Origin of the sequence: Corynebacterium sp. HMSC062E11 (assembly GCF_001811845.1) — a bacterium.
Lineage (GTDB): Bacteria > Actinomycetota > Actinomycetes > Mycobacteriales > Mycobacteriaceae > Corynebacterium > Corynebacterium hesseae.
The window spans coordinates 105,413-118,700 of the sequence record NZ_KV806774.1 but is presented as its reverse complement, the minus strand read 5'-3'; the positions used below and the strand labels follow the sequence as shown (position 1 = coordinate 118,700).

Below are 13,288 nucleotides of genomic sequence, written 5' to 3'. Positions count from 1 at the left end.
TCTCCTTAAATTTTGGGCGCCGTTACTTCGGGGAGTCTAGCTGCTCTCAAGAATTCGTTAAAGCGCTTAAAGTTCCCAGGCACCGCTTTCAATGAGCCGAAGAAATCAGCCTTTTCCAAGATCTCCGGAACTGTGAGCTTCTCAGCCTTTTTGATGTCTACAGAGGGCAACGACAAGGTCTCTGTGAGCTCTCGAGTCCTCTCATCATGGGTAACCCACACAGAAGGAACACCTGACAACATGGATGCCATATTGGCGTGGAACCTCGTCCCTACTGTGCCCTTGACCAGTTCTGTATTGAAATCAATCCACGAATCAAAGTGCCTAAAGAGACGGTAATACGACCGAAAAAATTCGGGCACTTTCGCTCCGAATCCTGCAAGAAACTCAAGTTCTGACGGCACCTTTTGGCTCTCTCCCGCTAGGAGAGAATCGAGATGGAACCGATGTACCTGCGCGTTTGCTGGCTCAACCAAGAAGTAGTTCTCCCGAACAGCTTCACGAACTAGGTGTTGATCCGCGGCCCTCGAGTAATCAGTTACATTCACTGCAAAGCTTCCATCGGCAGGCCCCGACAAGGCCTGGGAGAGCTTTTCGAATGCATCAGGCTTCGAAAAATAGCTTGGACACCCGGTCACGTAGACATTGTCAGCCTCACGCCCTAGCACACGGCGAACTAGCTCAGCTGTGTAGTCTCCACGCACGGAAATCGCTTGAGCCTTGTCAACAATCTTCTTCAAGCATCGAATTCCCTCTTCCGGAAGTGCATCCCCAGACAGCTTCTGCCTGGACTTAGCCTGCGAGCCCATTCCGAAAATAACGATCGGCTTGTCGTAGCCATCGAGGGCTCGGGCGAAATAGTCATACCGCTTCCGCATTGTTGGCGAGAAATCCCCAACTCGGAAAAAATTAGCCATCGTGAAAATCAGATGGCTACAGTTCTCATTGACGAACTCCCGAAAATTTCCAGAAGGGGTCAACTTACGCCACGAAGGATCCAAAACCGACATTGTGTTATGGAACATATTGTGGGGCGCCAAACCATGGACAATGTTTCCTGAATTCTCCGGAGTTTCCGACGGAAACTCCACAGGAAGGTGGGTCCTAATTCCGTTTGTTGCAATGAATGCATCCACTGTAGGGCTCAACTTTCTACCGTCATGCGGGGGGTCGAATAAGCTACGCATGGCTCACTGTCGCCATTTCGCTTCTCAAAGACTCTGAAGATAACACTACCGCCGGGGAAGTTCTCCCAATCCCACGTATTTTGATTGCGGTACCACTCCATCGCGTACTCTTCGCTTCCGCGATAAAGCCTAACGGCCAATTGCGTCCGACGCTCTTGCGGGGCAACCGTGAACCTTAAGACTCCGTTTTTCCAGGTGTAACAATAGAAGTGCCTACCGCTATCGAAGCTTTCTCTTGAGAAGTTCCTCAACATTTCAGCATAAACGAGGCCCGTTTGATTGTGGTTTGACTCAAGCAATTTCATCACGGCAACATCCACCTGGTGCGACTTCAAGAAGCTAACCATCCCAGGAACGTGTGTCTTTGAGTGATTATCGCTATCTCCAACGAGTATGCGGATCTGTCCTTCAAACGAGCTAGGTGCCGTAGCAAACGTCAAAACACGGTTGAGCCAATCAACATCATCTTGTGTTCGGCCGCCCGCCATATACCTGAGAATTCCAGGGTGCGGTTTCCTCAAAAAGTCTCCGATGAAAAATTGTGGAGCTGCAACCATGACGGTTCCGAAGCCAAGACGAAGTCCGTGGAGGACTGCAGCGGTGCCGCCCTTAGACGAACCGAAAAAGTAAACATCATCCTTTTGTGCTCCAGACTTAGCCACCGCGCTTCTGACAAAAGCCTGCACTGCATCGGCAATCTTCAGGGACCTTCCTTCGCACAGGTAGTAGCTTCCCTGCTCACGAAAGTCATCCAAAATGAAGTACTGAGTGCCCGTGAAATTTTGGAGAGAAGACTTGTAGTTAAAGGTGATGTCTCCGACTCTCGACATTGCCGAAAATACAAAGGCCACCTCAGGGGTAGTTCCCGGCACTTTTAGATAGTGCACCGGCAATTCACCTGGGAATTCCTGCACTTCCTGAAGGAGCCCGACAGACCTGTCGTTAATAACAAACCCCTCAGAGCGCACCGTAATCTTAAGCGTTACCTCACAGCTCTCGCCGAGATGGATAAACGTCGTGCTTTGACCGCTCGATTGGGCCCTGAGCGCTGAAGCTGGCAGCCCAGAAAACTCAACTTCTCCGACGCGTTCGCCATTCCCATTCAATAGTTGGAAAAAACGCCCCTGCTGAACAACCTTGAGGTCAGTTTGGAGAGCAACTGCAAGCTCCGAAGACATCTCCGCGGAATACAAAACACTGAATTCCTCATGCTTTTCCGTCTTGTGGCCAATTCCGCCGCGGATGTGGCCTCCAACAAATTCGCGATACGTACCTGGTTGGCCGTAAAATCCGCATTCAGTTGGATCTGCTATGGCTTCTACTTCTTTATCCTGTGTTTGTAGAATTGCCAGCTCCGGTATGGACTCTCCATCCTCAGGATGAGGCAGAGGCCCGCTAGAACTCGCTAACTCAATTCGTAGGTCGTGCTCTCTAATCTTCATTTCTCCACATCCATCGTAAGTCCACGAAGCGAAGCTGGACGGTTAGGCTTCAGCCACTCTCGAAGCGTAACTCCGTGACAGAACATTCCATCAGGAAGCGCAAGTGTGACGTGGTAACTTCTCGTTCCTGCTCCAAAAGAGGAATAGCGGAAATGACCGACACTGGGGTTCTCGGAATATGAGAGTCCTTCGCATTCGATCTTTTCATCCACAATGTGTCCGGCAGCATCTCGAATATCGAAGGAAAAAAGATAGTTTTTTCTATCGATTCCGGACGGCGCCGAATAGTCAACCTTAAGCGTAAACCTTTGCGCCGGAGAGTCGAGCTCCCAGACCTTCCACCCAGTCAACGCCCCGGAACCGCTATCGAGCGCAACTGACTGCGGGAAAGAAACAATATCTAGGCCGGGGAAGGCCTTTCTAAACTCATTACTCTCAGCAGGCGGAAGATCCTTCACGATCTCCAATGCGCGCGCCAGGCGCTGGCTAAAGGAACCACTTGTCGACGTATCCTGGTCGGCAGACCTAGTCCAGAAAAATGATGGACTTCTAGAATCCAACACGACTGGGTTATATCGATCAGCAACATTGTGGCCTCCCTTGAGAGAAGGCCCCTCAAATCTTCCGTCAAGAGTTCGACGATAAACGTATGTCAGACCGATACCGAGCATTGGGTGACGGACTTCTCGCGGGCTGATAAAAGTTTGCCCATCCCATACTGCGGTGAAGCCTCGTGCCAGGGAAATCACCATTCCCTGAAACTCTGGCTTCAGATACTTTGACATGCCTTCAAAGAACTCAGCGCCGAGGACATCGTCGTCGTCTAGTCTGAATGCCCCAATCATTTCCCCGTCAGTGAAAGCATCAGACAGTAGTTCTTGCCAAGGTGTAGCACCATCACCGACAGGGCACTCGTCGAGCACGAGGAAGGGAAAGCGTTGATGCGCTTCGATCAGACGATTCTTGTACTCTTCCGGCATATTGGATGAGTAAGAAACAATATGCCGAATCTTATACTTCTCTGCTGCGCGTTCAAGAACTGGAAGCGAGTATTCAATCAGCATCTTGAGCCGAAAGGACATCCGTTCTTCCGAGTAGAGATAGTCAAAGTACTCAGAGGAACGCTTAAACCGATTCCCTGACGTCACTTTCCACTGGGTGGACCGTGGGTTAAAAAGACTAAACCTCGTATGACCGACGAAAGAAAAACTACTACTCATCTCATTCATCCTTTAGCTCCCGGGATCCACGGTTCGACCCCATCTTCGACCTTTCCGAATGCAATATAGAGCACCTGTTTCCCAGAAAAATTGTCATCGACTGCGATTGGAAACTCAAGCAACGATGTGGGCGCCTTTTGATAGTTGCGTGGAGCCATAAATCCCCTTGGCAAAGAACCCCCACTTCCGTGCCCTCTAGAAATACGCACGTTTGTGCCAGGGGCTCCACAGTATATAGACATCCATGAACTTCCCGACCGCACAACTACCTCACCTGCTGAACCGATTTCGATGGTTGCTTTAGTATCCAGCAGGAATCGCGCCACTGCGTCATGCGCAGCTGGGCTGCCCTCGACTACATCCCGAATCAGAAACCTACGGTCTCCATTCCACGTAATCGTGCGGTGCGTTTGAGTGCTGCGGAAATGTGTCGTACCAGCGACTTGAAAGCGATCCCAAGCCTCGACACTCTTAACGGACATCTTTGCATCGATCAACCGTTTTCCAGGACCGAATGCAACTACTTTTTCGGCAGGAACGTCATCGTACTCAGTAAAGAACAACCCCGAATGGCCAAGCTGGCCGCGCAAGCTCACTGCAACCTTGTCATTTCGATCGTAGGAGGTCAGCCCTCCGTCTTGAATTAGTGCATTACCGTTATGCCACAGGTAGACGGACGTATCGTCAATCTGCTTGTGAAAAACTCCGCGGAAGCCGCATACAAACGAAAAGAACGTGTCGTGACTTGACGCGATTTGAAGCCCGTTCTCCTCCGAGGACCAAAAGCCATGCTTAGGACTGTATCGAGATTGGCTTGAGAGGCTCGCGTCGCCCAATGGAGGTACAGCTTTATTGGGCAGAAGCATGTGACAATAGGCGCTCAACGCCAGCTCATAAAGGCTCTCGAAATCGCGTTCTGCTCCCCCACCAGCCCACTCTTTAAACGCCATAATATCTTCGAGCAGTCGAAGGTAAAACGCTTGGTAAACTGGAGTGTTCTCATTCGCGACGCCGTCGGTGCCAAGAACCTTCTTAAGCGTTCCAACTAGAAATTTGTTTACAGATTTCTTCCCTTCCTTCCATTCAACATCGGGAAACAGTTCGAAGGAATGCAGCATCGCAATGCCTAGCATTACGCCGTGATTGTTCGGTCGTAGAAGTCCGTAGCCTGCGACGACGCGATAGATGGAAGCAACAAGGCCGCTAAGGTCTTCGACGTCAATAGTTCCGATTGAGCCGTGCCCGTCAATGGACAACCAAGAACGAATGTCGCACAAAGTCCGCAGCTGTAGAGCACACTGGTGGTCCAGGCTACCGCTAAAACTGCCGCCAAAATCCTGAAACGCGCTCTGCAGATACTCTGCAAAGGCCTTCAAAATGGACTCGACAGTCGCAGTATCACCTTTCTCCAGGATAGGAAGCAGGTAGCGAAGCGAGTTCGTCCACAAGCGCGTTGAGTCTGAGTCCTTCGCGAAGGTAGAAGTGAAGTCGACCGTCGGAGCATCTGTGCGTAGAGTCAGTGCCGCGCCGTTGGGCATGACTACGTCCCACTTCTCCTCGTTACCATCGACCTTCCAACGGTCCGGTGAGCCGTCAGGAAACTTTTGCCAATAATCGGAGACATTTACCAATTTCTAACCCCTCAAGTAAAAGGGCGGAACGCGAACTAGGCGCGAACCGACTTCATCAGCTTCTTGATCTGCGGCCAAACTGAGTCGATTGAATAGAGTTCACGAATCAGCTCGCGGCCGTCAGCGGATGCGTCTTCCAAATTGGTGCTTCCGCTAAGAATCTTTCGCAATCCAGCTTCCATTGCCATTTCATCTTCGAAAACCCACTCTTTGGGGTAGCCTTGTTCCGCCCCGCGCCAGTTAAGGGTCAGGCCTACACCGCCAGCACAATAGCCTTCAGCCACTGATACCTGCATGCCCTCGAAATCACTCATCGAAATGACAGCAGCGACTTCAGATAGCTCGCGCTTAGTATCTACCCATCCGTGCTTTTTCACGGAAGAACCTAAATCGAATTGCGCAATCAGCTCTTCACATTCCTTGAAGTACTGTGCTTCTTCCGGCTTCTTCCACACCCACTCAAGGTCTTCGGGCTGCTTACCGTAAACGTGAAGTTCAAGATCTGGGAAGTCATTCTTCAAGTGCGCGAATAGTTCGATCGCCTTCTTGAATCCCTTCAGCTTGGGAACTGTTCCGACCATAGCAATCTTATTCAGACGACTCTCGGAATAGCTTCCCTGCTCATAGCTATCAACGTCGATCGCATTCGGAATAAGCCAAAGCTTGTTTCGCGGGAAATCAAAGCGGTCTGCGATGTCCCCAAAGATATGGGGTGCAATCGAAATGATCGCTGAAATCTTGTCCTGGTTAACTTCCGTGCCATAGTCGGCCACAATCTCAGAGCGGTGAGCTCGTACAACCATCCGCTGGTCACCACGAAGCTTCTTCGAGTACCACACAGCCGCGCCAAGCAGCCACTCCACCCAGACGAAGTCAGCCCAATCCAAGAGTTCCTTTGAACGGCGGGCATCATGTGCCTTGTGTCCGTCCCATTCATCAATCCGTACTGGGAACTCTGATTCCATGCACTCTTTGATTGCTCCCATGAACTTGAGATCATGCCCGGCAATCAAGATGCGCAACTGTACAGCTTCATTAAACCGTTGGTGGTCATGTGCTAGAGCAGCGTCAATCAACTCTGCATAGCGGGATTGGAAGGGAAAGCTCCGCAAGCTCGCCTTATGCTTTCGACAGAACTCAGAAAAGAGTTCAAACGCTTGCGAAGAAATCTCTTCCGACCGGAACCAGACAAATTGCCTCAGGGCGTACTGAACTGCTGAGAATCCGTGCTCAGCAACGAAAGAGATCCCCAGTTCAGAGAGGTTCTCTTCCACTTCGTTCCACGACTTCACAAAGTCTTCAAACTGAGCCGAATTCAGTTTCTGCGTTACAGATTCTTCCCCGACTGAGTTACGCACATATGTACGCGACGGAACTGCACGATATCCAATTCGACTACTTGCCAGGAGTACCTCAGAGGTAAACTTGATGTCTTCTCCGATACGCCGATCTACATCGAAGCGGATATTGGCCTCGTTTAGGATTCGTCGCTTCATAAAGAAGCTACAAGTCAAGCTTTGATGCTTCGTAATTGCTCGAACTCGTGACTTAGTGTCCCGGATCGCGTCCCACTTAGGGATTAGATCTCCTACTCGTACGCTTCCGTCACCCATCCGAACCTTGAGCGACGTCCGAACGACGTCGTAGTTGTATTTAATAGCTACGCCCAACGCCTCTTCAATAGCTTTGGGCTCTAAGACATCGTCTGAGTCGAGAAAGTAAATCCACTTTCCGCTGGCATTCTCGATGCCCTTGTTCCTTGGCGCAGCTGCCGATCCAGAATTCTGCGCCAGCTTCAGGACCTTCCAATTCGAGAATCTGGCGGCAAAATTTACAAGCCGGTCATAAGTATCGTCCTTAGAACAATCATCAACAAATACGACCTCACCGTCTACGAGGTCCATCGTCCGAACAAGAGAATCAAGGGTCTCGGACATCTTGTCGATTGAGTTGTACGTGGGGATAACGATTGACAGATCAGGGTTCGACATGGAAGTCCTTAAACGAAATAGGTAGGTAGTTCTTCACCCGACAGTGCCTTCACCAGCAGTGAAGTCGGCAAAATTGTATTAGGAACGAGCTTAGATTCAGAAACGGAATAAAGTTCCGCCCCCGCCTCCGCGAAGCCAATTTGACCATCGAAGTAGGAGTTGTGAAGTTGAAGCTCCTCAATTTCATCGTCGCTCGGAAAACTCTTCGAAAAATCGAAAAGAATGAACTCTGGAGTACCAATAAAGCTTCGCGTCCGGAATTCGTGGTTCAAGATGCTTCGCTCATTAAGCACATTGACTCCAGGAATATGCTGTTGTAGTAGCTTGAACTCAAGGCTTTGTTCGCAGTCCGTTGAAACAATGACCAGCAATTTGCCCAGCGATTCTCGCTTCTCAAATTCTTCAAGAAGCTGATCCCATTCATCGCTTGTCGATATCCGTACAACCACCGTCGGAGTTTGGGAATACTTCTGGAAGTTCAAGCCGACAGTCTCCAAAATCTGCTCAGCTCGATGGGAATAGGTATTCCGCAGCGCAATGTTCAATGCCTTCCGCTGCAGATCTCGGTATTCGCTCTCAGTGAGATTCTTGAGTCGATCCGGTTCGGTATCGGCATAGATCACCGCGTCTCCGAAGAACTCTCGGACTCCCCTAGCCTCGTTCGAAAGAACAACTGATCCAGACGCGGCAAGCTCAAAGACCCTCCTAGCAAACATGGTCTTTGATTCAGTCACGGTGTTCATTGTGATACCGAATCGTGATTGCTTATATGCCTCTGCCGTCTTCTCGTATGGAATTGCTTCGTGCGTGAACTTCTCGAAACGCTCAGGATAACGATAAATGGGATTCGGGCTGTCCTTCATCCGGTCATAGATGACCAATTCATATCCCGCGTCCAAGGCTTGATCCATAATTTGGGCCTGGGCTGCGCAGCGCTCGGGATACATACCGTACCAAGTACCCGCGAAATTCACGCCTCCCTCAGAGGAACTACCAATTGGATTGAAAAGCTTTGGTTGTACTGCAAATGGCAGCACCCCTACAAAGTTTGCCCCGACGTCCTTCTTATACCCAGGTACGCATTCCTCAGCGGTGGTGAAGACGTAGTCGAACAAACCAGCTGTGCGGGCAAAGTCATTGATCCTGTCGGCGAAGTGAGTCGGATCCTCCTTATTCCAAAAGACCGTTGGAATCTTATGCGCGTGGCAATAGTCAAGGATTTCTAAAAGCACTCCACGGTTCTCTTTAGGCCACCGAATGGAGGCGTAAATCTTTCCCTGCCACGGATGTTCCTTGGGGCTGCCGCCTTGCCATGCCGATTCACAGAAAAACAGACGCGGCTTATGCTTTTCGAAAATCGTCCGCCAATTCGAAGGGGTAAGCCTGAACGTCTGGAATTCATGTTGGAACGAGTGGAACGTAAAGTCATCAGCAATCATTGCAACTGGAATCTCCGTTGCAAATGGTACGCCTGCCGCTCTGAACGAAAGACCTTCGTCTTGTGGAAGGTAGTCGTCTCCCCCTGTGCGGGAATCAATCCATTTCCTGGCAGCTTCCCCCACGATTGGTTGATTTCGGCGCGCTTCTACTGTTTTATAGGGCCCGTTATTGGCAGGAGCCCCGGTACGGCGAGCCTTTGGATCGGCAGCGGGGTTTGGTGCCCCCTCCGCCTTCTTGATTACTGATTTCACGGCCTCACGGGGAAGCGCCTGCATCTGCTTTACCGACGCCGACAATGACCGAATCTGAGATTCAATGGTCCCAAGGTTGACCGTGCTTCCTCCCAGCTCTCGCACGACCTTTTCGGTGGCGAGCTTGCTCCGGCTAACTGCTCGGCCAAGGTTCAAGTCACCCGCGTAATTTGACGCCTGTGAAGCAAGAACTGCGGTTCCAGCGAAAAGAGCTGGTCCCCATTTATCAGTTATCATTCGAGTAGCCGCGATGGCGCTAGCAGAAGAAGCCATAGCAGCCGCAGCACGGAAAAGGGAACTTCTTGACGGGCTTTTCACAAGTACCTTCTAGCTCGGGGGTAATAGTCCCCTTGAGCTTACACGAGCCCATTTTGATTTGCTTTCTGCACAGTGACGCACCCAATTGGTCAAGTTTTCTGTTTACCGACTCATTCCCAATGGCATGTTCACGGCTCCACCACTCTTGGCTCGAAGCGTCAATGGGGTAGATTTAGATTCTCAAGCGTTTGCAGATCGCTGCGCATCGCATCACGCTGCACTGTTGCGAGGTGCTACTACGCCGGTGAATACGATTCGTTTCGTCAACCAGAAGGAGGGCTTCATGGCTAAAGGAGGCCAACATCGCCTTGAAAAGAAACGAAATATGGGTTCAGCACAGCAATCAATCTATGAGACCTTCGTCGTGTCTGAGCAGTCTGGCTCGACGATTCTGGTCGATGACTCGAAACTTCACGGGCTTCAACCCCGCCCCAAATTTTTGACCTACCTCAAGCAAATCTGGCGTCGCCGCTTCTTTATTTGGTCTGAGGCTAAAAGTAAGTCGCTCAAAGATGGTCAAGATATGTTTTTGGGCAATCTGTGGATCATTCTCAATCCACTCATTCAGGTTGGAATTTATGCCCTCGTTTTCGGAATGATTCTAAAGACTTCGAGGGGAATGGAAAATTTCATTGGTTTCCTGGTCATCGGAGTAATCTATTTCGGATTTCTATCCCGTGGCATAAACTCTGGTGTCGGTTTGATCAAGGCCGAGAGAGGGATGATTACGTCATTCCAATTTCCAAAGGCCTCCCTCGTAATTTCACACACGGTCAGGCAATTCGTCGACAACGCGCCGGCGGCGATAATTGGTATTTGTATCGCGTTGCTCTTCCAACCTCATAAGCTCCCAACATGGAGCCTATTGCTGGTTCCACCCTTATATTTCTTGCTACATATCTTTAACGCTGGTGCCGCCTTTTTCATCGCTAGGAGCACCGCTTTCGTTCCAGATCTCCGAGGAATCGTGAACTTAATGATGCGAGGCCTCTTTTTTGTCTCCGGCGTATTTTTCTCCATCGATCGCTTCGACGGGAACCCCAAACTGAAGCACATCGTAGAGCTGAACCCCCTCTACCAATACCTTTCGGCATTTAGAACCTGCGTCCTTGAAGGCCAATCACCGAGCCTGCACGTATGGCTTTACCTAACAGTGTGGTCCGTGTCCCTGTTTTGTGTTGGCCTAATTTACTTCTGGAGAGCTGAGGAGCGTTATGCCAGCGTCAAGTAGCCCAACTGTTGTAGTTCGAAATGTGTCAAAGACTTATAACGTTTACCCTGGGGGCTCAAAAAGGTCTCTTTTTGGCGGCCGCAAGCGCATTGAAGTGCATGCACTCAAGGATATTTCGTTTGTAACCCGTGCGGGAGAATCGATTGGTGTACTCGGGCGTAATGGCTCGGGCAAGTCCACACTGATGTCCATCATTGCGGGAAATGAATCACCCACACAAGGCTCAGTACTCGTATCGGAACAACCTACGCTACTTGGTGTGTCCGCCGCGTTACAGCCCAATTTGACCGGTAGGCAGAATGTCCGTATCGGATTGCTCGCCATGGGGCTCACTCCAGATGAAGTAGCTGAAATTGAAGGACCAGTTGCCGAATGGGCTGAAATTGGCGATGCTGTAGACCGCCCGCTCATCACCTATTCATCCGGAATGAAGGCGCGTTTGAAATTTTCGATCTCGACGGCAGTCCGGCGCGAAGTGCTCTTGGTTGACGAAGCCCTCTCAACGGGAGATGCCACATTTGCAGCTCGAGCTAAGGAACGAATGGATTCCTTCCTCGAAAATGCCGGCACCGTGTTCTTGGTTTCGCACGGGCCCCAGGCGATCAAGCAGCATTGCAATCGCGCTATATGGATTCATGATGGGGTTATGATCGCAGATGGCGACGTGGATGAAGTTGCTGATGCATACAGGGCTTGGAGCCATTTTGCTGCTCAAAAGAACCAAGAGAAGGCTACCAAGGTTATGGACCGGCTAGCTAAGCAGTTCGATCCGCCAAGAATCATTTTGGATTCAGAAGCCGCTACGGGCCTTGAGGCAATAGGGCAACGAAGCGATAGCTAGTCACCTTGCAGCTTTAATCGTCCCCGCGGTTCACACGGAAGACTTCTGAATGGAATGTGTCAGCCCCGCTTCTAGAGCTTCGCTTTGAATTGCGGTCCATCTCCTCATTGAGCAAGCATGCTCACAGAAGGTCCGGGTACTTGGCTTGCCTCCCTCATTCCATCACGAAAAATATCCTATCTTAGACAGCCCTAGCCCTCACCTGTCCCGCCCAATCGGGTATAGAGGTTCTTCATTTTCTCTGCGTTGTGCTCCCACGTGTGCTCCCGAAGGAAATCACGGATTGTAGGTGTCAAAGTCATTTCTCTGCTCAATGCTTCCGTAATCTCAGCTGCGATAGAGCTCGGGTCCTCAGGACGAGAGTAATACGCTGCCCCTGCTGTAATTTCACGCAAAGCGGGTAGATCCGAAGCAACAATAGGGACGGAAAGACTCATTGCCATCAGGGGCTTGATTGGGGTTACATTTCTACAGACCGTCTGATCTTTGCGCGGCACGGCAAACGCATCAAGCATTGCGTACCATTCACGTACTTCAGAATGAGGCTTTCGACCGACGAAATAGACTCGTTGTTCTAGCCCTAGTTCTTCAGTCAATTCCTCAAGATATGGACGCTCGACGCCATCGCCGACGATTACCAGCACAACAGAGGAATCTAGGTATTCCAATGATTTAATGAGATCGTCGATGCCTTCATACGCCACCAGCGAAGAAATAACACCAATTACTTTTGTGTCTTCAGAAATCCCGAGTTTCTCTCTGAGGACTCCTGGGCGTAGATCATCCGTCGAGCTAAAATCATCCATCGCGTTAGGCACCACAGTAACCTTTTTCGGGTCAATTCCACGGTCAACCATTTTGTCTTTTGAGACTTGGCTCAGAGAAACGACTGCATCGGCGGACTTCATAGCCTCCAATTCCTGGCTATGCATGCCAAGATAGTATTCCGACTTCGCTCGTTTATGTCTTTCCTGCTCTGGAAAGCGACTTAACCACGTGTTTTCGGGCTCTCCCCTGACCTCATAGATCCAGGGAACCCCCAATATCTTTGCAGCTCTGGAGACGACCAGGGCATTGGTGAATGGAGTCGTAGTATGAAGAACCGTCGCCTTCTGTTCTTTGGCTGCGGCAACGAGAAGATCAACTGCAGCTTTCTGGCGGGATTGTTCCGACCGTGGCAAAACGGACGGCAAACCTCGTACGTATTGATTGCCCTCAACATTTGAAGATGTAGTCTTCGTCAGTGACCCAATGACCCATGGATACCCAATTCGGGTCATGCCAATGATGTCCTGTCCACTTTGACGCAAAGAAGTCATCATCTTTTGTGTCCGGATCGTATACCCAGACTGGGTGAAGGGCAGAGAGTTATTCAAAAAGTAGAGGACTCGGGTAGGCCTACGAATTTCAACCGGTTCTGAGCTCTGGAATTCTTGATAGAGGACGCTCCGCTCCCCTTCAATCTTTTCGCGGAAAGCGATATAGACAATGCGTTTCCACTTCGGCAGCCGATCTAAGGCTTCTATCGCCTGGGAATATTCACCAGCATCAGCGAGTGCACGAGCCTCGCCTCGCCTAGATTTTTGTAGCCTCTTTTGCAGCGGGAAAAGAATCGCGGAGACCTTTGGAAACCTCTGCCTGACCTTCTCGGTCACCTTTTGACAAAATTGGTTGGGATCTTGACAGGCCTGCCACAATAGGCCCGTAGCCCAAACAGAGATTATTTGACGAATACC

General features: G+C 50.4%; 9 protein-coding genes. 2 read left to right on the top strand and 7 right to left on the bottom strand.

The features are described from left to right. Positions 1–5: 5 nt before the first annotated feature. The 6 genes from HMPREF2822_RS00535 to HMPREF2822_RS00510 are packed head-to-tail and all read right to left on the bottom strand — an operon-like array spanning position 6 to position 9,435. Positions 6–1,136 carry a polysaccharide pyruvyl transferase family protein gene (locus tag HMPREF2822_RS00535; RefSeq protein ID WP_158014561.1) on the bottom strand — a complete coding sequence of 377 codons (1,131 nt, stop codon included), beginning with the start codon at positions 1,134–1,136 and terminating at the stop codon, positions 6–8. A gap of 8 nt (positions 1,137–1,144) precedes the next feature. Beyond that, positions 1,145–2,629 (bottom strand): hypothetical protein, encoded by a 1,485-nt coding sequence (locus HMPREF2822_RS13255; RefSeq protein ID WP_070519648.1) that lies wholly within the window; start codon positions 2,627–2,629, stop codon positions 1,145–1,147. Beyond that, a complete protein-coding gene (locus HMPREF2822_RS00525; RefSeq protein ID WP_070519646.1) occupies positions 2,626–3,849 on the bottom strand; it encodes a glycosyltransferase in 1,224 nt (407 codons plus the stop codon). The genes HMPREF2822_RS13255 and HMPREF2822_RS00525 overlap by 4 nt, the downstream gene beginning before the upstream one ends. 5 nt (positions 3,850–3,854) lie before the next feature. Then, a complete protein-coding gene (locus HMPREF2822_RS00520) occupies positions 3,855–5,480 on the bottom strand; it encodes a heparinase II/III domain-containing protein (protein ID WP_158014560.1) in 1,626 nt (541 codons plus the stop codon). 35 nt (positions 5,481–5,515) lie between these two features. Then, complete coding sequence (locus HMPREF2822_RS00515) at positions 5,516–7,471, bottom strand: glycosyltransferase (protein ID WP_070519642.1); 1,956 nt, start codon at positions 7,469–7,471, stop codon at positions 5,516–5,518. Between the two features lie 8 nt (positions 7,472–7,479). Then, positions 7,480–9,435 (bottom strand): CgeB family protein, encoded by a 1,956-nt coding sequence (locus tag HMPREF2822_RS00510; protein WP_083306778.1) that lies wholly within the window; start codon positions 9,433–9,435, stop codon positions 7,480–7,482. A 289-nt stretch (positions 9,436–9,724) separates the two neighbouring features. On the opposite strand from HMPREF2822_RS00510, the gene HMPREF2822_RS00505 reads away from it, so the two are divergent. Both HMPREF2822_RS00505 and HMPREF2822_RS12835 read left to right on the top strand, forming a co-directional pair. After that, positions 9,725–10,711, top strand: coding sequence for an ABC transporter permease (locus tag HMPREF2822_RS00505; RefSeq protein WP_158014559.1), 987 nt, complete (start codon positions 9,725–9,727; stop codon positions 10,709–10,711). 22 nt (positions 10,712–10,733) lie between these two features. Then, on the top strand, positions 10,734–11,552 hold the full coding sequence (locus tag HMPREF2822_RS12835) for an ABC transporter ATP-binding protein (protein ID WP_232755525.1): 819 nt from the start codon (positions 10,734–10,736) through the stop codon (positions 11,550–11,552). A gap of 191 nt (positions 11,553–11,743) precedes the next feature. On the opposite strand, the gene HMPREF2822_RS00495 is transcribed toward HMPREF2822_RS12835, so the two are convergent. Further along, positions 11,744–13,207 carry a glycosyltransferase family 4 protein gene (locus HMPREF2822_RS00495; protein WP_198530942.1) on the bottom strand — a complete coding sequence of 488 codons (1,464 nt, stop codon included), beginning with the start codon at positions 13,205–13,207 and terminating at the stop codon, positions 11,744–11,746. Positions 13,208–13,288 lie beyond the last annotated feature (81 nt).

Excerpts from the sequence above, each read along its gene's own strand:
- HMPREF2822_RS13255 (WP_070519648.1), bottom strand. The coding sequence starts at position 2,629 with ATGAAGATTAGAGAGCACGACCTACGAATTGAGTTAGCGAGTTCTAGC.
- HMPREF2822_RS00525 (WP_070519646.1), bottom strand. The coding sequence starts at position 3,849 with ATGAGTAGTAGTTTTTCTTTCGTCGGTCATACGAGGTTTAGTCTTTTT.
- HMPREF2822_RS00515 (WP_070519642.1), bottom strand. The coding sequence starts at position 7,471 with ATGTCGAACCCTGATCTGTCAATCGTTATCCCCACGTACAACTCAATC.
- HMPREF2822_RS00510 (WP_083306778.1), bottom strand. The coding sequence starts at position 9,435 with ATGGCTTCTTCTGCTAGCGCCATCGCGGCTACTCGAATGATAACTGAT.